Origin of the sequence: Streptomyces sp. NPDC051364, assembly GCF_040682115.1 — a bacterium.
GTDB lineage: Bacteria > Actinomycetota > Actinomycetes > Streptomycetales > Streptomycetaceae > Streptomyces.
Window position 1 is genome coordinate 24,118 of sequence record NZ_JBFBAH010000040.1, and the last position, 21,508, is coordinate 45,625.

At 70.2% G+C, this 21,508-nt stretch carries 19 protein-coding genes, 1 tRNA gene and 2 pseudogenes; 11 read left to right on the forward strand and 11 right to left on the reverse strand.

From position 1 onward, the window contains the following. Positions 1-424 precede the first annotated feature (424 nt). Both AB0M76_RS38945 and AB0M76_RS38950 read left to right on the forward strand, forming a co-directional pair. On the forward strand, positions 425-1,360 hold the full coding sequence (locus tag AB0M76_RS38945; RefSeq protein WP_365957463.1) for a replication-relaxation family protein: 936 nt from the start codon (positions 425-427) through the stop codon (positions 1,358-1,360). Positions 1,361-1,648: 288 nt separating this feature from the next. Then, positions 1,649-2,164, forward strand: coding sequence for a hypothetical protein (locus tag AB0M76_RS38950; RefSeq protein ID WP_365957464.1), 516 nt, complete (start codon positions 1,649-1,651; stop codon positions 2,162-2,164). A 331-nt stretch (positions 2,165-2,495) separates the two neighbouring features. Here the strand turns inward: AB0M76_RS38950 and AB0M76_RS38955 are convergent, their stop codons facing one another. The 3 genes from AB0M76_RS38955 to AB0M76_RS38965 form a co-directional block, all read right to left on the reverse strand. Beyond that, positions 2,496-2,825, reverse strand: coding sequence for a DUF6233 domain-containing protein (locus AB0M76_RS38955; RefSeq protein ID WP_365957465.1), 330 nt, complete (start codon positions 2,823-2,825; stop codon positions 2,496-2,498). Beyond that, complete coding sequence (locus AB0M76_RS38960) at positions 2,822-3,118, reverse strand: hypothetical protein (protein ID WP_365957466.1); 297 nt, start codon at positions 3,116-3,118, stop codon at positions 2,822-2,824. Before AB0M76_RS38960 ends, AB0M76_RS38955 begins: the two co-directional genes overlap by 4 nt. A 295-nt stretch (positions 3,119-3,413) precedes the next feature. Then, positions 3,414-3,863 carry a hypothetical protein gene (locus AB0M76_RS38965; RefSeq protein WP_365957468.1) on the reverse strand — a complete coding sequence of 150 codons (450 nt, stop codon included), beginning with the start codon at positions 3,861-3,863 and terminating at the stop codon, positions 3,414-3,416. Positions 3,864-4,079: 216 nt separating this feature from the next. Between AB0M76_RS38965 and AB0M76_RS38970 the strand changes: the two genes are divergently transcribed. After that, positions 4,080-4,712, forward strand: coding sequence for a peptidase inhibitor family I36 protein (locus AB0M76_RS38970; RefSeq protein WP_365957469.1), 633 nt, complete (start codon positions 4,080-4,082; stop codon positions 4,710-4,712). A 341-nt stretch (positions 4,713-5,053) separates the two neighbouring features. Here AB0M76_RS38970 and AB0M76_RS38975 read toward each other — a convergent pair whose 3' ends face one another. Beyond that, positions 5,054-5,470 (reverse strand): arsenate reductase ArsC, encoded by a 417-nt coding sequence (locus AB0M76_RS38975; protein WP_365957470.1) that lies wholly within the window; start codon positions 5,468-5,470, stop codon positions 5,054-5,056. A 90-nt stretch (positions 5,471-5,560) separates the two neighbouring features. Here AB0M76_RS38975 and AB0M76_RS38980 point away from each other — a divergent pair, with 90 nt between their 5' ends. Continuing rightward, the gene (locus AB0M76_RS38980) at positions 5,561-5,875 is read left to right on the forward strand and encodes a metalloregulator ArsR/SmtB family transcription factor (RefSeq protein ID WP_365957471.1); all 315 of its coding nucleotides are present in this window, start codon (positions 5,561-5,563) and stop codon (positions 5,873-5,875) included. A 41-nt stretch (positions 5,876-5,916) separates the two neighbouring features. Further along, the gene (locus AB0M76_RS38985) at positions 5,917-6,699 is read left to right on the forward strand and encodes an MIP/aquaporin family protein (protein WP_365957472.1); all 783 of its coding nucleotides are present in this window, start codon (positions 5,917-5,919) and stop codon (positions 6,697-6,699) included. A 116-nt stretch (positions 6,700-6,815) separates the two neighbouring features. Here AB0M76_RS38985 and AB0M76_RS38990 read toward each other — a convergent pair whose 3' ends face one another. Together AB0M76_RS38990 and AB0M76_RS38995 are read right to left on the reverse strand one after the other, a co-directional pair. Next, complete coding sequence (locus AB0M76_RS38990; RefSeq protein WP_365957473.1) at positions 6,816-7,310, reverse strand: N-acetyltransferase family protein; 495 nt, start codon at positions 7,308-7,310, stop codon at positions 6,816-6,818. Then, the gene (locus AB0M76_RS38995; RefSeq protein ID WP_365957474.1) at positions 7,307-7,672 is read right to left on the reverse strand and encodes a metalloregulator ArsR/SmtB family transcription factor; all 366 of its coding nucleotides are present in this window, start codon (positions 7,670-7,672) and stop codon (positions 7,307-7,309) included. The genes AB0M76_RS38990 and AB0M76_RS38995 overlap by 4 nt, the downstream gene beginning before the upstream one ends. A gap of 114 nt (positions 7,673-7,786) precedes the next feature. Between AB0M76_RS38995 and AB0M76_RS39000 the strand changes: the two genes are divergently transcribed. From AB0M76_RS39000 to AB0M76_RS39015, 4 genes and pseudogenes are all read left to right on the forward strand, one after another. After that, the gene (locus tag AB0M76_RS39000) at positions 7,787-9,154 is read left to right on the forward strand and encodes an FAD-dependent oxidoreductase (RefSeq protein WP_365957475.1); all 1,368 of its coding nucleotides are present in this window, start codon (positions 7,787-7,789) and stop codon (positions 9,152-9,154) included. A gap of 4 nt (positions 9,155-9,158) precedes the next feature. Beyond that, complete coding sequence (locus AB0M76_RS39005) at positions 9,159-10,373, forward strand: MFS transporter (RefSeq protein WP_365957476.1); 1,215 nt, start codon at positions 9,159-9,161, stop codon at positions 10,371-10,373. Between the two features lie 380 nt (positions 10,374-10,753). After that, complete coding sequence (locus AB0M76_RS39010; protein ID WP_365957477.1) at positions 10,754-11,704, forward strand: ATP-dependent DNA ligase; 951 nt, start codon at positions 10,754-10,756, stop codon at positions 11,702-11,704. A 122-nt stretch (positions 11,705-11,826) separates the two neighbouring features. Continuing rightward, positions 11,827-12,237, forward strand: a pseudogene (locus AB0M76_RS39015) (HNH endonuclease); the annotation flags it as partial. A 415-nt stretch (positions 12,238-12,652) separates the two neighbouring features. Here the strand turns inward: AB0M76_RS39015 and AB0M76_RS39020 are convergent. From AB0M76_RS39020 to AB0M76_RS39030, 3 genes are all read right to left on the reverse strand, one after another. Further along, complete coding sequence (locus AB0M76_RS39020; protein WP_365957478.1) at positions 12,653-12,916, reverse strand: hypothetical protein; 264 nt, start codon at positions 12,914-12,916, stop codon at positions 12,653-12,655. Between the two features lie 337 nt (positions 12,917-13,253). Next, positions 13,254-14,069, reverse strand: a complete 816-nt coding sequence (locus AB0M76_RS39025; protein WP_365957479.1) for a hypothetical protein — start codon at positions 14,067-14,069, stop codon at positions 13,254-13,256. Positions 14,070-14,700: 631 nt separating this feature from the next. Further along, positions 14,701-16,779, reverse strand: a complete 2,079-nt coding sequence (locus tag AB0M76_RS39030; protein WP_365957480.1) for a hypothetical protein — start codon at positions 16,777-16,779, stop codon at positions 14,701-14,703. A 149-nt stretch (positions 16,780-16,928) separates the two neighbouring features. On the opposite strand from AB0M76_RS39030, the gene AB0M76_RS39035 reads away from it, so the two are divergent. Continuing rightward, on the forward strand, positions 16,929-18,752 hold the full coding sequence (locus tag AB0M76_RS39035) for a hypothetical protein (protein ID WP_365957481.1): 1,824 nt from the start codon (positions 16,929-16,931) through the stop codon (positions 18,750-18,752). Positions 18,753-18,818: 66 nt separating this feature from the next. On the opposite strand, the gene AB0M76_RS39040 is transcribed toward AB0M76_RS39035, so the two are convergent. Further along, positions 18,819-18,892: transfer RNA gene (locus AB0M76_RS39040), tRNA-Met, on the reverse strand. 45 nt (positions 18,893-18,937) lie between these two features. Then, positions 18,938-19,282 (reverse strand): annotated as a pseudogene (locus AB0M76_RS39045) (polyphosphate kinase 2); the annotation flags it as partial. Between the two features lie 561 nt (positions 19,283-19,843). Between AB0M76_RS39045 and AB0M76_RS39050 the strand changes: the two are divergent. Further along, positions 19,844-21,235, forward strand: coding sequence for a replication-relaxation family protein (locus AB0M76_RS39050; protein WP_365957482.1), 1,392 nt, complete (start codon positions 19,844-19,846; stop codon positions 21,233-21,235). The last annotated feature ends 273 nt before the right edge of the window (positions 21,236-21,508 follow it).

A 21,508-nucleotide genomic window follows, 5' to 3' on the forward strand; every position in this document is an offset into this window, starting at 1 on the left:
GCGCCCGGCCGATCGCCCTACGGTGCGCGCCCCGCCCTGTGGACAGAGCCCGCGCTCTGAGGCAGACCACTGTCCATGACGTCGGTCACGGACAAACCGCTCAGTGGCTACCTAGTCAAGGCGGAAACGGACACCCGTTGGTGGTGATCGTCAGACAGCGGTCAAGGGGTCCTTCCTCACGGTGGCCCCGGCCCGTACGCCTCCCGCGTGCGGGCCGGACCTGTCACCTATCCGGCCGCGTTCGGCCGGAGAACTCGAGGACGCGATGACCACCGCACCCACCCCGCACACCCCGCCAGCCACGGCCGGTACCGCTGCGACGGAGAGCCCCGCTGGGAGCCCTGCGGCGAGCCCTGCACCCAGCCCTGCAGCCGTCGGCCGCCGCCTGAGCGTTGTTGCTGATCAGGCCCCTGAATCGCCTGCCGTGGCCGGTTGCAACTCCTCTACTCCTAGTACTGATGTACCTGGAGAAGCGTCCCGGCCCCGGAGGAACGCGGCGGCGGCGAAGGCCGGCGCGGACATTCGCGGCGAGGTCCTGCTGACCCTCGCCCAGCTGCGCCTGGCCACGCCCCGCCAGCTCAAGGCGCTGCTGCTGTCGCACCAGCAGGGCACCGACCACGTACGCCGGGCGCTGCGCAACCTGCTCGACGAATCCCCGGCCCTGGTCGGCCGGACCCACCGTGCCCAGCAGAGCTACTGGTACTGCAGCCCGGCGGGCCTCGCGGAAGCCGCGGCCTCCGGTGAGCTCGAGCCGACGGTGGGCCGGACCACGGGCAGGCGCGCGGCCAGCAAGACGGGCCTGCGCGAGCACGGCCTCGCCCTGGTCGACACCGTCGTCGCCTTTCACCAGGCGGAGGTGGCCGACCATGCGGACTGGCGGGTGGAAGTCGCCCACCCCACCCCGGCCGGGAACCTGGTACCCGACGGCGTGGTGCTCCTGAACAACGGCGCCAGCGCGTTCCTGGAGATCGACCGCACCATGTCCTACGCCCGCCTGGTCGCCAAACTGGAGCGCTACGACGCCTACCGCAACGCCCCTGCCGCCGGCCGCGGGAACGCCGCCCGCGCGCCGCGCAGCCACTGGCAGGAGATCTACGCCGGGCCGTCCCTGGAGCGGCCCTTCCCGGCGGTGCTGTTCGTCTTCGCTCCGGCCCCGCGCCGCGCGGCCCCGACCACGAGGGAGGCTGCCTTCCATGAGCGGGCCCGCCGGGTGGGGAGCGTGAACTACCGGCTCACCGTGGCGACCACGACCCTGCCCCTGCTGACGCGCGACGGGGCCGGCGCTCCGGTGTGGCGGGTCGTCGGCAACGGCCACGGCGAGGAACGCTGCGCCCTGGTCGCGCTGCCGAAGGCGCGGTGAGCACGGCGGGCCCGGCCTCCACCCAGGCCGGGCCCGGGAGCCTGGGCAAGCCGCCATGCCGCAGAGAGTTGCACGGGCCGGTCACGCCCCTGACATGCGGTTTGACCGGTGACGGGAACTCGGATCGGTCACGCCGGCCCCGTGACCGGTGACCGATGACCGGTCACGCGATCGGGCAAGCCCAAGGCTTACCTGGGCAAGCCCACCGCCGAGCAGGCTTGCCCACCCGCTTTCCGGGGACGCTCCGCAGCTCTCGCCGTGGCGGTGGCCTTGGGCATACTGCTGGCCATGACGCCGCCGCTGCCTGTCCGCCTGCACCTCGTGATCACCTTTGTGGTGTCGGTGGCCGGAACGCTGGCCGGGGCCGTGCTCGGTCTGGCGCTGTCCGGCCGCCTGCTGTCCCTCATCGGCGCCGGGGCCGGCGGACTCGGGGCGGCGACCTGGGCGCTGCTCTCGCGCCGCCAGATCGTCGGCTTCTTCGAGGAACTGCTCCGGCCCGCCTGGGAGGTCCCCCGGCCGGTCGACGGGGACGCCGAGGGTCTCGCCGACAACGTGGTGGCGGGCCTGTGCATGTACCAGGCCGCGATGTTCCCCCTGGCGCAAGGCGGAGTGAGCTCCGCGGAGCTCACCGCCCGCCGGACGGTGGCCTACCGGCTCTCCGCGTACGAGGGCCTGCCGCGCCAGATCCAGGTATCGGCGGCCGCGGCCCTGGAAGCCATAGACCAGGGGAAGGACGAAGCGCGGGCGGCAGAGGCGATGAGCGATCTGCGGGTCATGGTCTACGAGCACCGCGGCAGCCGGTAGGAGCCGCGGGCAGGGTTGCACCGGAGGGGGCTGGACCGTTGCTTGGACGGTTGCTTTCAGCGGGGGACCGGAGGTGTGACCGGGAGTGGGAGCCTGGCAAATCGGACACACCTCGTCGTCCCTGGTCAGGCCCGGTGGGCAAGCCTCCCCTCGACGAGGACACCTCTTTCCCACGCGATAGCCGAGGGGAAGAGGATTCAGGTTCGATGGCCGGCGCGGCGATCGAGGGCGCCGGTTGCCCCGAGGTCGGGGCGCGGCCCCCGTCGCGGCCTTCTGGTGGCCAAGGCCGCACCCCTTGTCTCCGAACGTACCCGCCGCCCGGAGGCCCCCGTCAGCCGGTCATGCCGAGTGCGTTCTCGGGGCTGCAGTAGGGGCAGGGCTCGACGCCCTCGGCGAGCATCCGGCGGGCCTCCTCACGGCCGAGGGGCCTGCCGCCGCTCATCGCGCAGTCCCCGACGTGCACGCGGAGCGCCTTTGGCCCGGACCCGGTCCGGATGGACTCGAGTTTCCAGTCCGGCGGCGGAGGCGGGGGCCAGCGGGCCGCCTCAGCAGCCAGCTCCCCCTCCAGCCCGCTGATCGCCTGCTCGACCAGCTTCTGCTGCCAGCCCAGCCACGCCCGTACAGCCCGCCAGCTCTCCAGCCGGGCCTCCAGCTCGCTCACGACGACCGCGTCCCGGGCTCGGCGACGACGAACTCCTCGCCACTCCAGCGCACGCTCACCTCCCGCACCCCCTCCGGCCCGCTCTCGGCCGCCCGGAACAGCTCGACCCGCCCCGCCGTGCTCCAGCCGCGCTCCGCCCAGTACGGGTGGGAGCTGATCGGGCACGACAACCGGATCAGCTCCCGTCGCAGCTCGGCCGCTCCCACGGTGGGGCGCAGAGCGAGCTCGTTGTAGGCGCGGATCTGCTGGCGCTTGAGGCTGATCAGGTCGGCAGGAAAGCGGAAGGGCGTCACCCACATATTCAAGCAGGTGTTCGAATTGCGGGGCCAGTCCGCTCGCGTCACATACGGTGACTGTCCCGTCGCATCTAAGTTTGAGCAGTCTCAGCGAAGTTTGACCGGCCTGGTGCAGCCGCGGCCCTGGCCAGCCGTTCATCAGTCGGCACGGTGCCCGCCGGGGGCCCCCGGGTGATCGGGCCCCTATTTTCTCGGGTCCAAAGCCGCTGGCTGCCATCCTCCGTGCGAAGCCCCGGCCTGCCGACTGGAGGGGCTCCCTCGTGGCAGACCGGGGCTTCGACACGGGCGAAGGTCAGGCCGTCTTGATCCACTCCACGACGATCGAGGAGGCAGTGCCGTCGATGTCATCGGCGAGCGACTCGGTGTCCGCCTCCAGGACGGTGGCCGCGCCCTTGAACCCGGCGTGCTCGTAGAGGGTCACCCGCATGCCGGGGATCACCACGACGGCGGAGACCGAGTCGTTGGGGATGGTCAGGTCACCGATGTCGTACCGGCCCACCGTCAGGTTCTGGAACTGACCGGAGAAGTCCCGGCTGGTGAAGACCGTCGCGCCCAGTGTCTTGGCCCCGGGAAGATCAGGGGAAGCCGCGTGGATGCGCAGCTCATTCAGGGCGGGAGTCCATGCCTGCCCGTAGAGGGTGGGGATGAACGTGTCGGAGGGCGGGATGGAGACGGTCTGTAGGGCGCCCTTGATGACGTTGACGAAGGCGTCGATGTCCTTCTGGTACTTCTCGCTGCTCATACGGCTCTCCTTAAGGATCCAGTGACAAGCAGCGATGATCCTTTCACCGAAGGTAGTCGACTGGTGGGAAACTCTTGAATCTTCGCCGCTTCGTGGGCGACGCGCTGACGTGTGGTCGGGCTTTAGTTGGCCACACTGGTCAAGATCGCGCTCAGGGTGCGTCGCCCCTTTCTGACCTCTGCGTATCCATGACGGGGGAGGGGCGTTAGGCCGTGTATGAAGATCCGTACCGTGCTGGCCGGCGTCCTCGCCGCGGCCGCGCTGCCCCTGGCCCTCCCCGGCAGCAGCACCGCCGCTCCCGCGCCCGCCCCCGAGATCCGGGTGAAGACCGCCCAGGGCCTGGACGCCTGCCCGACCGCGCACCTGTGCCTCTACGAACACGAGCAGTACAACGCGTCCGGCCCCGCCCGGATCTGGCTGTTCGGCAACAACGGCGCCGCCGACAAGGTCGAATACAACCTCGACGGCCGCCAACCCGCCCACAAGGGCCGCTCCGCCTACAACAACACCAAGCTCTACACCGTCCAGCTCCGCGACCAGTGGACCATCGAGGAGTCCACCGACATCATCCAGCTGGCCGCCGGCCACAAGCTCGCCAGCCTCAACGTGACCGGCGACAACGGAGGAGCCCGCCTCGCCTCCACCACCCCCACCAAGCCGGAGGGGACGTACCTCTACGAGTACAAGCCGCAGGCCGTCAACCTCAACGACCACGTCGGCTCGGTCAACCTCGACAACGCCCCGCCCCCACGGCACGGGCACGTCACGCACCACCACGGCCACGGCCCGGTTCCCGGCTCCCTCCCCGTCCCCCTCCCCGTGGTCCAGAACCCAGGGGCGAAGCCGTAGCGGCAAGCAGCCCAGGACAGACCGAGTACAACGGCCCGCCAGGGGTGTCCCCGCCGGGCCGCTGTACGTCCAGGTGCGGCGCCTCGGTACGAGGGGGGCACCTGTATCCGCGCGAGAGGATGACCTCCCGTGTTGCCGAGTCGGGTTCGCGCCGGTCTTGGCCAAACTGGCCAACCACACCTGGTGAGGCGGGAGAGGACTTTTGCGAACGGCGACCTGCGGAAACGTGATCACTCCGGGGGCTCTCGCGGAACTCTCACAGATGGTCATTTGTGAGAGACGGCAATCGGAACAGCGCTACCGCTAAACGCTGTCCTGCTGTTCTCCGAGGCCGGTCTTGCTCACGCTGCGGGCTTCGGGGCGATCTCCGCGATCAGGCCCTCGATGAGCTTCTTGATCTCGTCGCGGATGGGGCGGACGGCCTCGACGCCTTGGCCCGCCGGGTCTTCGAGCTTCCAGTCGAGGTAGCGCTTGCCGGGGAAGACGGGGCAGGTGTCGCCGCAGCCCATGGTGATGCAGACGTCGGACGCCTGGACGGCCTCGACGGTGAGGATCTTCGGGGTTTCGGCGGACATGTCGATGCCGACTTCGCGCATCGCTTCGACCGCGGCCGGGTTGACCGAGCCTGCGGGGGCAGAGCCGGCGGAGCGGACCTCTACGCGGTCGCCGGCGAGGTGGGTGAGCCAGGCGGCGGCCATCTGGGAGCGGCCGGCGTTGTGGACGCAGACGAACAGCACGGACGGCTTGGCGGCGGGCATGGGAGCCTCTTCTCGGGCAGGCGGGAGCGTAAAGCGGCAATCGCCAGCATGAGCTGGTGTCAGTGTCCGCTGATGTGAAAGTATCAGCCCATGATGACGTCAGTTGACACTGATCTGATCCGGGTTCTGGCCGACCCGCTCAGGCTCCAGATCGTGACCCTCCTTGCCAAGGAGACGCTCTGCACCACCCACCTCGTGGAGGAGACCGGTGCCAAGCAGACGAACCTCTCCAACCACCTGACGGTGCTGCGAAAGGCCGGGGTCGTGGAGACGGAGCCATGCGGACGGTTCACCTACTACCGGCTGCGCCCGGAAGTCATCGAAGCGCTGGCCGGTCAGTTCGCCGACCTCGCTACGACCGCGCGCGCCACCGCCGAAACGAACCTCAAGCGGTCCTGCCCGTAGTCTTTCGCGCTTTGCCTCACCTGCCCCGAGGAGAACCTGCCTTGACCGTCACCGAGTCCGCCGCGAGCGACGCGATAGCCGCCGACCCGGCGTCGCAGCCCGCGCCCGGCGTCACTGCGCCACGCACGCCGCTGATCGCCCGCGCCGCCGCCGAGCTCGTCGGCACCGCCGCCCTGGTGGCGATCGTGGTCGGCTCCGGCATCCAGGCCACCGAGCTCACCGACGACGTCGCACTGCAATTGCTGGCCAACTCCACCGCCACCGTCTTCGGCCTCGGCGTCCTGATCGTCCTCCTCGGCCCCGTATCCGGCGCCCACTTCAACCCCGCCGTCACCCTCGCCGAGTGGTGGACTGCCCGCCGTGGAGGCGCCGGCGTCAACGCCCGCGAACTCGCCGTGTACGTGACCTCCCAGATCGTCGGCGCCATCGCGGGCGCGGTCCTGGCGGACGCGATGTTCGGCGAGCCCCTGGTGAAGTGGTCGCAGCATGACCGCTCGGCGGGCAACCTGCTCCTTGGTGAGGTCGTGGCGACCGCGGGCCTGATTCTGCTGATCTTCGGCCTGGCGAAGACGGACCGCCTCCGCTTCGCGCCCGTCGCGGTGGCCTCCTACATCGGTGCCGCGTACTGGTTCACCTCCTCCACCTCCTTCGCCAACCCGGCCGTGACCATTGGCCGCGCCTTCACCGACACCTTCGCTGGCATCGCCCCGGCCTCCGTCGCCGGGTTCATCGCCATGCAGTTGATCGGTGGGGTGGTGGGCCTGGCGCTCGTGGCGGTCATCTTCATGCGTGGCAAGAACGAACAGGACCAGCCCGCCGCATGACGCGGTGGACGGGCGCGGTGGTGATCGGCGGCGGCCAGGCAGGCGCGTAGGGGTGCCGCCGGCTGCGACCTGCGCCAGGGGAGCCGCCTGACAGCAGGCGCCGGAGCTTGTACGCGTCAGCTGATCTGTGGGCTGCGGCGCTCCAGCAGGACGACGTCGCGCCACACGCCGTGGTGGCGGCCGATGCGTTCGCGGGTGCCGATGATCCGGAATCCGGCGCGCTGGTGGAGGGCGAGGCTGGCGGTGTTCTCGGGGAAGATCCCGGACTGGATAGTCCAGATCCCCGCGGCTTCCGTGGAGGTGATCAGCGCGTCCAGAAGGATCCTGGCCACGCCGCGTCCCCGGGCCCGGGGGTGGACGTAGACGGAGTGCTCCACGACACCGGCGTAGGCGCAGCGGTCGGACACCTTGGTGGCGGCGACCCACCCGAGCAGCTTGCCGTCGGTGTCGAGCGCGGCGAAGCGGTGCTCGGCCAGCTTTGCCGCATCGAACTCCGGCCAGGTCGGGGCGGTGGTCTCGAAGGTGGCATTGCCCTCGTCGATACCGGCCTGGTAGATCGCCAGGGCCTCGTCCGCGTGCGCGCCGGTCAGCGCCGTGATGGCGATGCTCATGCGGTGGCCGCGCGGGTGAGGAGCTGGCCCATGGCCGCGAGGACCGTTGGCTCGACCCGGTAGTACACCCAGGTCCCGCGCCGTTCGGAGGAGAGCAGGCCGGCCTCGCGGAGCTTCTTCAGGTGGTGGGAGACGGTGGGTTGGGATACGCCGACGTCGGAGATGTCGCACACGCACGCCTCTCCGCCCTCGTGGGAGGCGACGGCGGAGAACAGGCGCAGGCGTACCGGGTCGCCGAGGGCCTTGAACATGATCGCGGTCCGTTCGGCCTCCTCGGCCGTCAGCGGGCGCTCGGTCAGGGGCGGGCAGCACGGGGCCACGGCCTCCGGCTCCAGCAGCGGCAACACCTTCACAGTGGACATGCCCCCATCATCCTTCGAACTTCGACAGATGTCTATGTTGACGAATGTCGATGTCAGGTGCACTCTTGAGGCGCCAGGACATCGACAGACGTCGAATCAATTGGGGAGCCCGTCGTGAACGCATCCACCGAAGCCCTGCCCGTCGCCGTGATCGGAGCGGGCCCCGCCGGCCTGGCCGCGGCAGCGCACCTCACCGAGCGCGGCATCACGCCCCTGGTCCTGGAAGCCGGAACGTCCGCCGCCACCGCGGTACGCGAATGGGGCCACGTACGGCTGTTCTCCACCTGGTCCGAGCTCGTGGACCCGGCCGCCGAGAAGCTCCTGGCCCCCACCGGCTGGATGGCACCCGACGGCGGGAGCTATCCCTCCGGCGCGGACTGGGCCGCCCTCTACCTCCAGCCCCTCGCCGACGTCCTCGGGGAGACGGTCCGCTACGGCGCCACTGTCACCGGCGTCTCCCGCCTGGGCCGCGACCGGATCGTGGACGCCGACCGCGAGCAGCAGCCCTTCACGGTGCGCATCGTGAACGCGGACGGCACCGAGGAGCGCATCCTGGCCTCCGCCGTCATCGACGCCTCCGGTACCTGGTCCACCCCGAGCCCCATCGGCGGCGACGGCCTGCCCGCCCTCGGGGAGAAGGCTGCCGCCTACCGGATCTCCTACCGGATCCCCGACCTCAAGGACCCGGCCATCCGGGCCCGGTACGCCGGAAAGCGCACCGCCGTCATCGGCTCCGGCGCCTCCGCCTTCACCGCTCTCGCCTACCTCGCCGACCTCGCCAAGGCCGAAGACGGCACCGGCACCCACGCCACCTGGATCCTGCGCCGCGGCATCTCCGGCTCCACCTTCGGCGGCGGCAGCGCCGACCAGCTCCCCGCCCGCGGCGCCCTCGGCCTGGCCGCCAAGGCCGCCGTCGACAACGGCTACGCCGACGCCGTCACCGGCTTCCGCACCGACGCCATCCAGCGCGACCACGACGGCCGCCTGGTGCTGGTCGCCGAGGACGGCCGCCGCCTCGACGCGGTCGACGAGGTCATCGTCCTCACCGGCCTGCGCCCCGACCTGTCCTTCGTCTCCGAGCTGCGCCTGGGCCTGGACGAGCGCCTCCAGGCGCCCGTCGACCTCGCGCCGCTGATCGACCCCAACCAGCACTCCTGCGGCACCGTCTACCCCCACGGCGTCAACGAGCTCTCCCACCCCGAACAGGGTGTTTACCTCGTCGGCATGAAGTCCTACGGCCGCGCGCCGACCTTCCTCGCCATGACCGGCTACGAGCAGGTCCGCTCCATCGCAGCCCACCTCGCCGGCGACCAGGAAGCTGCCGAACGCGTGGAGCTGACCCTCCCGGAGACCGGCGTGTGCGGCGGCGCAGGCCTGTTCGACCAGCCCCAGGCCGCCGAAGAGACCAGCGGTGGCGGCTGCTGCGCGGCCCCCGCGACCCTGACCATCGGCGCCCCCGCCTCCTCTTCCGGCGGCTGCTGACCACATGCCGCACACCGAGGTGGCCGCGACCGGGACGGGGGTCCGGTCGCGGCCACGCGCCGCACTGCCCGCCCTGTGCGTCACCCAGATCACCAGCTGGGGCATCCTCTACTACGCCTTCCCTGTCCTGAACCCCGCCATCACCGCCGACACCGGCTGGAGCCCAGCCGCGACCACCGCCGCGTTCTCCGCCGCCCTCCTCGTCTCCGCCCTCACCGGCATCTACGTCGGCCGCGTCCTGGACCACCGCGGCCCCCGCCTCGTCATGACCGCCGGCTCCGTCCTCGGCGTGCTCAGCCTGCTCACCGTGGCCGCCGCCCCCAACCTCGCGGTCTTCTCCGCAGGGTGGCTGCTGGCCGGAGCGGCGATGGCCGCCACCTTCTACCAGCCCGCCTTCGCCGCCCTCACCCGCTGGTGGGCCCCCGACCACATCCGCGCCCTGACCATCGTCACCCTCGCAGGCGGCCTCGCCTCCACGCTCTTCGCACCCCTGACCGCCGTCCTTGCCGACCACATGTCCTGGCGCGCCACCTACACCGTGCTCGCCGCGATCCTCGCGCTCGTCACGGTCCCCGCCCACGCCCTCGCGCTCAAAGCGCCGTGGCCGCCCGCTCCCAAGGGCCCCGCGCATGCCGCTGGTGGCAGAGATGCCGTGGTGCGCAGCAGGGCGTTCGGGATGCTGGCGGTCACCTTCACCCTCTCCGGGTTCGCGATGTATGCCGTCGTGATGGGACTCGTGCCGCTCCTGCTCGAACGCGGATACACCACCGCCGAAGCCGCCTGGGCCCTCGGACTAGGCGGCGCCGGACAAACCCTCGGCCGCACCCTCTACGCCACCTTGGCCCGCCGCACCGGCGCCACCGCCCGCACCACCACGCTGGTCGGACTCGGCGGGCTCACCACCGCAGCTCTCGCGGTCACCGCCGGACCCTACGCACTCCTGGTCGCGCTCGCGGTGGTTGCGGGAACGGTCCGCGGCAACCTCACCCTCCTCCAGGCCACCGCCGTCACCGACCGCTGGGGCACCACCCACTACGGCCGCCTCTCCGGACTCCTCGCCGCACCAGCCCACACCGCGGCCGCCCTCGCCCCCTTCGCCGGCGCCGCCCTCGCCGCGCCCCTCGGCGGCTACCCCGCCCTGTTCGCGCTCCTCGCCGCTCTCTCCGCCGGGGCAGCTGTCACCAGCCTCGGAACCCGCCCGCCTCGCCCGCCCACATGACCCCGTGCTCCGCCGGGCTGCTCGGTGGCCTTGCAGAGCAGGTCAGCCCTGCCCGTCCTCGTCGTCATCGAGTGCGACCGCGTCGGGATCGCGCAGCGGACGCGGGCCGCCGCCCGCCGGAGTGGAGGCGGGGGCGGACAGAGGGGCTTCGGCGGGCTCGCCCTGCGCGGCCGAGCCGGCGCCGGAAAGGCCGTTCGCCCCGCCGGACCCCTCGGATGGATGACGCGACGGCCGTTCTGCAGGGCCGCCTCCGGCTGGTCTGGCGGACCCTGGAAGAGGGGAAGCCGTGAGGGAGGCCCTGGTGGCGCTCAGACCGCCGGTGGAGCCGATGCTGGCGCAGGCCGCGGAAGCCGTGCCGGGCCCGGCGGCACTGCGGTCCGTTGTGGCGTACGAGCAGAAGCTGGACGGTCACCGGGCGCTGCTGTTTCACCGCGGCCGGGCCGGGCGGCACGGTGCTGGTGCAGACCCGCCGCGGGGCGCTGGTCCAGGACCGGTGGCCGGACCTGGTGGCGGCCGCCGAGGCACAGTTGCCGCATGGCCTGGTCCTCGATGGCGAACTGGTCGTCTGGGACACCGAGGCCGACCGGTTGTCGTTCGAGGCGTTGCAGCGCCGGGCCGCCACCCGCGCCCGTGGCGCCCGGGCCCTGGCCGGCCGGTGGCCGGCCTACTTCGTCGCCTTCGACCTCTTGCAGCAGGACGGCCAGGAGCTTTTGACGCGCCCGTACGCCGAGCGGCGCGCACTGCTGGAGAACCTGTTCACCGAGCACGCCCTGACCGCGCCGTGGACGCTCTGCCCGATGACGACCGACCTGGCCAAGGCGCGCGAATGGCTGGAGTCCTGGACGGACGTGTCGGGAGTGGAGGGGATCCTGGTCAAGCCCCTGAACGGTCGCTACCTCGCTGGATACAGAGGGTGGACCAAGATCAGAAGACGCGACACCACCGAAGCGATCATCGGCGCAGTCACCGGCACCCTGACCCGCCCGCAGCTCCTGGTCCTCGGCCGCCACGACCAGGCGGGCCGGCTGCGCGCGGTCGGCCGCACGGTACCGCTGCGCCCGGACGCCGCTCGGCAGGTCGCCGAACATCTCACCGCGGCCGCGCCCGGACACCCGTGGACAGGGGCGAAGTTCTCGGCGACGTGGGGAAACCGCGACGTCCTGGACACCACCCTCGTCCACCCCGCCCTGGTCGCCGAGGTCAGCGCCGACCGGGCCATCGACCACGGCGGCGTCTTCCGCCACCCGCTGCGCTTCCTGCGCCTGCGCCTGGACGTGGGGCTCGAGGACGTGCCCCGGTTCGGTGAGGGGCCGGCGGCGGCCGCCGGCTGACCGGGCGGGGGCGGGGTGCAGTGGCGTTTCGCCGGTGAACCGGCGTGCTCGGGCGGGTGAACCCGGCCGACACGGGCTGTTGCTGACGGTGTGGGGGTCGGTAGAACCGGCCCATGATGATCATGAAGCGGTCCGCTGTCGCGGCCGCCGTCTTCGCCCTGACCCTGTCTCTGCCCACAGCCGCGCACGCGGCTGCACAACCCGCCACCCCGGCTCCGGCCGCGGCCGCCGTGCCGCAGGTGCTGCCGATCGGGATCGCGGTCTCCGCACTGCCGCTGGCGGTGGAGGACCGCACCGGCTACCAGCGCACCTCCTTCAAGCACTGGAACGCCGGCGACATCCCGGCCGACGGCTGCAACACCCGCGCCGAGGTCCTCCTGGCCGAGGCGGTCGTGTACCCGGAGATCGGCCCGGGCTGCACCCTGACCGGCGGCGTGTGGTGGTCGTACTACGACGAGCGGGAGGTCACGCCGGCCGGTGCGCTGGACATCGACCACATGGTCCCGCTCGCCGAAGCCTGGGATTCGGGCGCTGGCCGTGCAGCGTTTCCGGGCGTCCCAGCAGTGGCTTTATTCACGGGTAGCGAAGCCCGTTCTTCATGACTTCGGGAGGCACCCGCCGAGGCGGGATGTCGATGTTCACGAGAACGGAAGGCAGCGAGCCACAGGGGGCCGCGAGACGGCGTTGAAGCCGTACCCGGAGCCCCCCAATGCGGCCGGGCTCGCGGGCGGCGGCCAGGCGGGCCGCCGGGGGCGGTGGCGTCCAAGCGCTCGTGCAACCAGGTGAAGCCGGTTCAGATCGCGCGGTCCGCCGTCGTCGCGGGCCAGCTGCTCCGCGCCAGACACCCGGGCCTGCCGCTCATGGAAGGGGCGGCCCGGCCCGGGTAGACCGGCCCGACGGCAGCCGGGCACGTCGTGTGACTCGGTAGTGCGGGGCCGTGGGCCCGCCTCAGTTGCCGATGCCGGAGCTGCCGAGGCCGGAGTTTCCGATGCCGTGGCTGCCGATGCCTGTGTTGGCAATGCCCGCGTTGCCCAGACCCCAGTTGGCGATGCCCGCGTTGCCGACGCCGTCGTTGAGAGCGCCCGCGTTGCCGACGCCGGAGTTCCCGAAGCCTGAGCTGCCCACGGAATGGCCCGGCCCCGTGTCGTCGGCGCTGGCCGCGCCGGCGCCGCAGACAGCCAGCACTGTCGCGGCGCCCAGCGCGGTCGTCACGCGGAGAAGAGTTGTGCGCATCGTCGTATACCTCCTATTTCGGGCATCTTTACTTACTATCCCTAGCACGCGGCCATGCCCAATACGGGGAGGAGTGCCCCGAAGCTGCCGTGTCGTCCAGAGGTCTCGTCCGACGGCGTGCGGCGCTGATGTTCCCCCGTGGCCGGACCCGGCCTCCGGCGACGCCCAGACCATCAGCACGAGGTCCTGGCGATGGGCGGTGACTCCCGATGTCGTGAACAACGGCTCGGCGCCGACGGCCAGGGTGACTCCCGAACTGCTGTCGAAACGCTGCTCTTCGACGTGTACAAAGCCAGTCTTCCGCTGTGTGTCCGGATCAGTACCAGCCGATGATGTCGACGTCCATGCCAGGGTTCGGGCCGCTTCCCACAGGCTTGTCTGTGTCGTCGGTGAGTGTTTCGAAAGCGAGCTGCGGTGCGCCGTTTGCGCCGTTCATCTTGAGGAACCAGCCGTTGCCGTTGTAGATCAGTGTCTTGGTTCCGTCTGGGCTGGTCGCCTGCCCGCCCCGCTCCGGGTGCACAGGGGCGGGTCGCTTGACGACCTTGCCGTCGGCTGTGAGGTCCCAGAGGAGTTCGCTTCTGCCGCCGAAGAAACTTCCCTGCTTCAGGGTCGCTTCCTCGGTGAGCTGGTCGGGGGACGAGGGATCGGCGGAGTACACCTTCTCGTCATTGGCCAGGGCGAAGATCTTCTTGCCGTCAGCGCTGAAGCGGGGCTGGCGGTAGGCGCGCTTACCGCCGTTGAAGGTGGGCTTGCCGCCGATCTTTATGCCTGGCGTCTCGTCGTACGCCGAGTAGACCGACGAGCCGGTGAAGCTGCCCACGAAGAGGTCGCCGTCCTTGACCCAGGCGTGCCGCTTCCAGTCCGGCGAGAAGCTGTAGCGCTTCCACGGGTTCTTCTCGGAGTACTGCGGCAGCGTCGTACTGAAGGTCTCCTTGCCCGTCGACGGATCGTAGAAGGCCAGCTGGGTGAGATTACCGCTGGTGAGCGAAGCCAGTCCCTTGGCGACTGGCGCGTCCAGCTTTCTTTCTCTGTCCGGTGTCGACGTTGCCTGGGCGGACTGCGGCGCCTGTCCAGCTTGAGGCTTGTCGGCTGATCCGTCTGCATCACAAGCGTTGGCGCCCATGAGCACCACGGCTGCCACTATTACCGACCGCAGTCCCATCTGCCAGGTCCTGCACGATTTCCATAAATGCACCACTGACATCTCCCTCGTTTGGCTGTTGCTGTCCTGCGGTATCCCCCATCTCAGCCGGTACTCGAAGCTGAGCGGCGCAGGTAGCTCCTTACGCTGTGCGGTGCGTGAGGGGTGAGTGCTCCTGTACGGGCCGGACGCTGCTCGGTTCGAGCAGCAGCGTCCGGCGCGGCCACGCGATGGGCCGTGGACCTGGGCGGCTGTGAGGGCCACCTCTGTCCTGGAATGTCCTTGAGTGTCCGTTCGTTCAGAGAGCTGCAGACGGCCCGTAAGCGGCACTTCGCACGGCAGGGGCAGGATCTACAGGGCGGAACTCATCCGAGGGTCCGGTCGCCGTTGAGCCAGGTCCTGTCGATGTTGGGGAACGTGGGCATCGCGTGTAGCCCGTTGAGCCAGATGTTGCCCGCCGCCGTGTCTCGCCCGAGGGAGGCAGGGGCCGCGCCGACAGCACGGGAACCTTCTACCTCCATCCCGGCAACGGGCCCGGCGGCCTCGGCAACCGCACCCAGATGGGCACCAACTGGTAGGCCCACCAAGTCGAAACGGCCACGACATCGAACGGAGGCTGGAATCATTCGTTGATCCAGTCAGGGCACCTGTTCCGGGGCTGATTCACGCAGAAGGCGTTGATCACGCCGATCTTCTCGCCGGGGGCCACAGCATAGAGCTGGTCACGGGTCCTGGACCCATTCTGGACGATCACGACAACCTCTACCCTTTTCCGCAGCCTTTCGTTGACCACCTCGGCGAGGTATTCCTGGCGGGCGCCGTCCTTCTTGTCGACTTTGCCTCGAAGGGCCGCTTCGATGGGCTTACAGGTCCGGATGTTGTGCCTCGTGGTGAAATGATTCCACCCGAGGTCGCCATTGCCGATGCGGGTGGGGATCACCCCAAACTCGGGGTTGGATGCCTTGCACTTGATGCTGGCGTTCCAGTACTTCGCTGTTTTGGCGGGGCCGGGAGTGCTGGCAGGCGCGGGGACGGCACCGCCCGGCTGCTCGGGGCCCGTCGCATCCTCGGACTCTTCGGAATCGCCCGCGAGAATCCAGTCGGTGTCCTTTCCTGTCCATTCGTAGACGGCGCTACGGTCGGGGGTGAGGCCGTAGAGGTGGGTGTCGCTGACGGCGAAGGTGGCTCCGGGGCCACCGACCTCAATCCACTGATCGGGCCGGCCGTCGTACTTGTAGATGTTGCCGGTGTCGGGGTTGGTGGCGAAGAGGCCGGCGCCGCCGGCGTAGATGTTCTTCGCCGGGCCGCCGATCCCGGTCCAGGTGTCGCCGTCCCACTGCCCGATGCCGTCGGGGGTGAGGTGGTAGAGGTGGTCACCGGTGATGGCAAAGCTGCCGTTCGCCTCGACGATCGGCTCCCAGGCCCTGGTCTCGTCGTTGTACTTGCTGATCTGCGTGTTGGTGCCGGGGCGGGTGATGAACACTCCCGCACGGCCGGCGTATACGGAGCCGGCGGGGCCGCTGATCTGCTCCCACCGGCTGCCGCTGCGGCGCCACAGTGCGCTGTGGTCGGGGGTCAGGGTGTAGAGGTCGTCCTTGGCGGTGACGGCCATGGTGAGCGCCGCGTCACCGGCTTCTACCGGCTCGGGGCCCTTGCCTTCCGGCCCGTCCTCATCCGCGGGGGGCGTCTGATCCGAGGGTTCGGGAGCCGCCGCGGGCGGTGCCTGCTCCGTCGGCTGCGGCGGCGCCGTGGGGCTGGCGGGCGTCGAGGGCGCGCCGAGGGAGGTCCAGGCGGTGCCCTGGCCGCTCCATTGGTGGACGCTGTTGCCGTCGGGTGCGAGACCGTACAGGTGGGCGTTGCTGGCGGTGAAGGCCTTGCCCGGTTCGCCGGCCTGTGCCCATCGTTCGGGCTGTCCGCTGTAACGGTGGATCTTCTTGTCGGGGCTGGTGGCGAAAAGTCCTGCTCCGCCGGCGTAGAGCTCTTGGGCGGGTCCGCCGATCTTGGTCCAGTTGGTGCCGGTGCCGTTCCATTCGTAGACGGCGGTGCGGTCGGGGTTCAGGCCGTAGAGGTGGTCGCCGGTGACGGCGAAGTCGGCGCCCGCCCCGCCGATCTCGCTCCAGGTGTCCGGCTGCCCGTCGTACTTGTGCAGCTCGCCGTCGGGGCTGGTGGCGAAGAGCCCTGCTCCGCCGGCTTCGAGGTCTTGGGCGGGTCCGCCGATCTTGGTCCAGTCGGTGCCTTGCCCGTTCCATTCGTAGACGGCGGTGCGGTCGGGGTTGAGGCCGTAGAGGTGGTCGCCGGTGACGGCGAAGTCGGCGCCCGCCCCGCCGATCTGGGACCAGCTGTCGGGCTGCCCGTTGTACTTGCTCAGCTGTCCGCTGCCGGGGCTGGTGGCGAAGAGGCCCGCGCCGCCGGCGTAGAGGTCTTGGGCGGGGCCGCCGACCTTGGTCCAGTCGGTGCCCTTCCCGTTCCAGCGGTAGACGGCGGAGTGGTCGGCGGCGAGCGCGTACAGCTGGTCGTCAGCGGTCGCCGTCACCGACACCAGGGCGATGGGGGCGGCCGGGGCGGGGTCCGCGGCGGCGGGGGCGGCCGAGAGCAGGCCGGCGGTAATCGCGCCGGCGAGCAGGACACCGATGCGCCGCAGACGCGCTGCTGGTGCGCCGGGTCGGGGCTTCGTGCGGTTACGGGAAAGCAGGTGGGCCACAGGACGCTCCAGGGAATTTTGTCTGGGAAGTGCTGGAGCCCCACGGTCTGACCTGGTCTGATTGTCCATCAATAGGCGTTGTCCGTTATCGCAGTTCAGACGACACGGAAGAGCGGACAACGCGGACAACCAACCGGGGGAGTGCCGCTGTGGTGAAGGCCGGCCGTCCACAGGGCGGGCCCAAGGGGGAAACCGATGAAGCCAATGAGCTCGCGGTGTTCCTGCGGGATCTGACCCAGGACTTCACGATCCGCGAGCTTGCGGAGCGGTACAAGATCAGCAAAACGAGCTGGGGCGAGTACCGCTCCGGGACCAAAACGATCCACCTGCACCTGCTCAAACGCCTCGTACATGACCTGGTGCGAGATGAGCGAGCGCGCGCCGCGAGATGGGCGCTGGCCCAGCGCCTCCACGAGCAGGCAACCGCCGCACAGCAGCCTCTTGGCCCTGACGAGCCGAGCACCGCCGTGGAAGGAGTGACGGCGGCACAGGCGGCAGCCCAGGCCACCGTCGCTCTGCAGGACGCGGAGCGTCTGGTCCACATCCTCCTCGGCGTCATCGCCGGCCTCCAGATGCCCTCACAACACGGCACGGCACCGGGCGCCGACGCGGCTGCTCTGGCTCCCGCCGCCGATCAGGCAGCCACTGATCTGCGTGAAGCACACCACCGACTGGACCAAGTCCGCCTGGTCCAAGACGCTGTACGCCGCGTGCGTGACGAAGCCACCGCGCACGACCCATCCGCCGCAGCAGATGCCGCATCCCGTGCCCGTGACGACGCCCGGCCCGGCAACGATCAATACCTTCCCGTGCCCTACACGGCAGCCTCACGCGAAGCCGCCGCCATCCTGATCGTCTCCCGCACCGCACTGGTCGAGCACTACGCCGCAGCCCGGCTACTCAGCGCCCGGGCAGCGGGTGTGCACACCCTCGAGCCGACAGCTGTACAGAACACCCCCCGCGAAGCTCTGGCCCTCACCTCCCCGCCCCCCAGCCCCACCACGGTCTCGCCACCCTCTGACCGGTCGCGCCGCCGACGCCTGATCGTCATGATGGCCGTTGCCGTGACGCTCGCCGCCTCCCTCTCAGCGGTGGCCGCCGTCACCCTCGTGCGAAACGGTCAGCAACCCCCGCTGGAACAGGCGAACCGGCCCACACCGGCCCCGGAGGCTTCCCTGCCGCCCCCGACACCGAGCCCTTCACTTCCGGCATCGCCCACGCCGTCCCCGAGCCCGGCGCTGACCGACCCAACTTCGCCCCCGAATCCGACCCGCTCGACTGAGACCAGCGTGACGGCGGTCCCCGACGACTACCTGGGCACATGGCAAGGCGAATTCACCAAGCCCGGAGACAAAGCCCCTACCTTGCGCCGGATCGAGATCCGCAAGGGCGCGGTGGGCGCAGAGACCGCGGACATCCTGACGTCGACCGCCAGCTCCCTCTGCCAGTCAAAAGGAACCCTCATCTCGGCCGGCACACTGCTCGTCCTCACAACAAACCCGACCTCAGGAATCCCCAGCCACCTCTGCACCACCAACGGAGACATCACACTCCGACGCCAAGGAGACACCAACCTCACCTGGAAATCGGAAGGAACCACAGCCACCCTCCACCGCACCGCGCCACAAACCCAGACGATCCCCACACCGTTCATCGGGACATGGCGCGCCCAGGACGGAAACGACCCCACCTCATCCGTGCGCATGACAATCAACCAGGGAAAACCCGGCTACGCCCGGGCCGAATTTAAATGGGACGGCGACGCCCACCACTGCGAAGGCTTCTCCGTACTCGCCTCCATCGGCGACACCCTGACCTTCAGCCCCGAGACGGTCACGGCGTCCGAACCACAGCGCTTTTGCACCCAGACCCCGACCCGCCTTGTCACCCAATCCCAGGGCAACACCCTCCACGTGGAATGGGCGGACGACGGCGGTTTCTTCCGCTCATTCACCTTCCACCGTGTCGGCTGATCCAACACACGGCGGACAAGGCAGAAGGCCCCGGATCCTTGAGGATCCGGGGCCTTCTGATATCAGTAGCGGGGACAGGATTTGAACCTGCGACCTCTGGGTTATGAGCCCAGCGAGCTACCGAGCTGCTCCACCCCGCGTCGGTGAACCCCACCCTACGGCACCGCCGGACCGCTCCTGACGAGCTATGACTTGCTCAGGTGTCCTGCGGCGCCGACGATGAGGGGGTCGGGGCGGCCCACCACCGCTTCGTCCTTCCCGTCGTAGTCGATGTGCCACTGAGGCTGCGGATCGCCTCCAGCCGGCCGCGCCGCTTGTCGCTGCTGATCACCACCGTCCATGGCGCGGCGCCGGTGTCGGTCGCGCGGAGATCGCGACCTTCGCGCTGGTGTACGCGTCCCGAAGGTCCAACGAGGCCAGGTCCGTGGGCGATAGCTTCCACTGCCGCACCGGATCGACTAGCGGATCGCGAAGCGGGTGCGCTGCTCGGCACGGGAGACCGAGAACCAGAACTTCACCAGCAGGACCCCCCTTGTCCGGGGTCCCATTCGACGGCGGTCCCGGCCGCTGACCCCTTGTCCGGGTCCGGCGCACGGACGCGAACGCTGCGTTTCCCCTGGACATGGCCCGCTGCTGGCCACCGTTAGACCGTGGTCAAGGGGTCCCTCCGCACGCTCTCCATCCACGGCCCCGGCGTGTGGCGGTGAAGGAAGCGAAGGAGATACGACGATGGCGACCATCCACTCCCGTCCAGGACGCGGCCCGCTGCCGCCAGCCCGGCCCTGCCCCGAGCTGGACGCGAGCGGGCCCCGCACTGGCTGGGTAAGCCGAAGTGGGCTCCTTGAGGGGGCACTTCGGAGTCTCCTTCGGGACCCACTTGGGGGCCCGACACCCGGCAGGATGGCAAACATGCAGGTCAGTGCCGGAATCGGCGTGAAAACTGCGCCGTCACACCCCTCTTCTCCCCTCTTGTTGTCCGTGTGGGAGGAGATCATCGGGTTCCAGGGGGGCCCGGCGCCCTCCACGACCAGTCAGGTCCAGTTCACGGCGGACCGGTGCAGCTGGTCGCGCGCGGCGAAGGGGTGGAGCTGATGGCAGGCAGGCGGCTGACGAATCCGGCGGGGTCCTCGAACGACCTGCGGGGCGATGTGCTGCGCGTGCTCGGGGTTTTGAAGGTGGCCACGGCCGACCAGATCCAGCGGATCGCCTCACCGCACCTGACCTACCGGCACACGAGCAAGCCGACCGCCTCCGAGCGGAAGACCGCCCGTACCGCCTCGCACGCGGGTGCGCTCTCCGATCTGCGCAAGCACGGCCTCGCCGAGAACGGCGGCACCACCCGGGCGGGGGAGTCGCTGCGCAACCTGACCACCAAGGGCCTGGAAGCCGCCTCCTACGAGCTCGGGCGCCCGCTCTCGGAGATGGGCTCCACCGCCCGCGGCGCGGGCTCCAGCGGGGCCACCCACCCCATGGCTGTCAACGAGACGGTCATCGCGATGCTCCGCCCGAAGCCCGACCTCCGGCTGCTGACCCGGGAGCCGGCTGAGGCCAAGGCGGCCGCGCAGGCCGCCGTCGACGCCCCGGCCGGTGTCGGCACGATCGCCTCGTACGCGACGGAGGTCCCGCTGCCCGCCACCGGGACGTGGGGTGCGCCGGGCAAGGGCGGCGCCCAGGCCGACATCGTGCTCACCGCCCCGCAGGACCAGATCCCGCTGTTGTTCATCGAGGTCGACAACTGCCACGAGACCGCCGAGGAGATCGCGGCCAAGCTGTTGAAGTACTCCAGGTTCTTCAAACGAACGATCAAGGACACCGACGGCAAGGACAAGCCGATGTGGCGCACGCGCTGGATGGCCCGCGTCGCCGAGCGAGGAGAGGCCCCGCACCCGCCGGTCCTGATCGTCTTCAACCGCCTCGGCGCCCGCGACCCCAACCGCACCGTCCCGCGGCTGCAGGAGCTCACCCGGCCGCTGTGGGCGGGCGAGCCGGCCGACGGGTACAGCAGCTACGACCGCAAGATCCCGATCATCGCGACCGGCCTGCGCAACCTGCGCGAGCACGGCCCCAACGGCCCGGTCTTCCTCCGCTTCGGCCGTACCCACATGCAGCCACTGCGCGACGCGATCGGCAACCCCCGCCGCGACGCCGTCCTCGCCCGCCGGGCAGAGAGGATGAAGGCGCAACAGGCGGAGTACCAGGAGCAGCTGCGCCGCGCGGCCGAGCAGAAGAAGGCCGAGCGCGAGGCCGCCCGCCCTGCCTGCGCCGGCTGCGGGACGAAGTTCGACAACGACCGCTGGGAGAACACCCGCTACTCCCCGACGCCGGGTCACCACTGGGACCCGAGGCTGTGCGAGCCGTGCGAGGCCAAGACGGTCGCGGCCGCCGACCAGGCCGAACGCGACCGCCTGGAGGCGGAGGTCGCCGAAACCGCCGAAAAGGCCCGCGGCTGGCGCTCTCGCTTCCGCCCCGGGCAAGCCTCCTGAGAGCTGGGCAAGCCTTTCACCGGCAGCGTGGGCAAGCCTAAGGCGACCCTGGGCAAGCCCCCGCTGGCGGCGGGTCTGAAGCTGGGCCAGACGTGCCGCCGAGATCACGACCACCGCCGGTTGGGCAAGTCCGCCCCTTGCGCCGAGCGCCGACGCTGCGAGCAGAAGGCGGTCGGATCGCGAAGGAGGCTGACGGCGGGCTCTCGTGCCTTGGCCTAGTTACGAGCAAGCACGACTGGATCTCCTCGACTGTCGACTGGCGATCACGGACCC

Excerpts from the sequence above, each read along its gene's own strand:
- AB0M76_RS38950 (WP_365957464.1), top strand. The coding sequence starts at position 1,649 with ATGACGCCGCCGCTGCCTGTCCGCCTGCACCTCGTGATCACCTTTGTG.
- AB0M76_RS38995 (WP_365957474.1), bottom strand. The coding sequence starts at position 7,672 with ATGTCCACTGTGAAGGTGTTGCCGCTGCTGGAGCCGGAGGCCGTGGCC.
- AB0M76_RS39005 (WP_365957476.1), top strand. The coding sequence starts at position 9,159 with ATGCCGCACACCGAGGTGGCCGCGACCGGGACGGGGGTCCGGTCGCGG.
- AB0M76_RS38965 (WP_365957468.1), bottom strand. The coding sequence starts at position 3,863 with ATGAGCAGCGAGAAGTACCAGAAGGACATCGACGCCTTCGTCAACGTC.
- AB0M76_RS38990 (WP_365957473.1), bottom strand. The coding sequence starts at position 7,310 with ATGAGCATCGCCATCACGGCGCTGACCGGCGCGCACGCGGACGAGGCC.
- AB0M76_RS39050 (WP_365957482.1), top strand. The coding sequence starts at position 19,844 with ATGGCAGGCAGGCGGCTGACGAATCCGGCGGGGTCCTCGAACGACCTG.
- AB0M76_RS38970 (WP_365957469.1), top strand. The coding sequence starts at position 4,080 with ATGAAGATCCGTACCGTGCTGGCCGGCGTCCTCGCCGCGGCCGCGCTG.
- AB0M76_RS38975 (WP_365957470.1), bottom strand. The coding sequence starts at position 5,470 with ATGCCCGCCGCCAAGCCGTCCGTGCTGTTCGTCTGCGTCCACAACGCC.
- AB0M76_RS38980 (WP_365957471.1), top strand. The coding sequence starts at position 5,561 with ATGATGACGTCAGTTGACACTGATCTGATCCGGGTTCTGGCCGACCCG.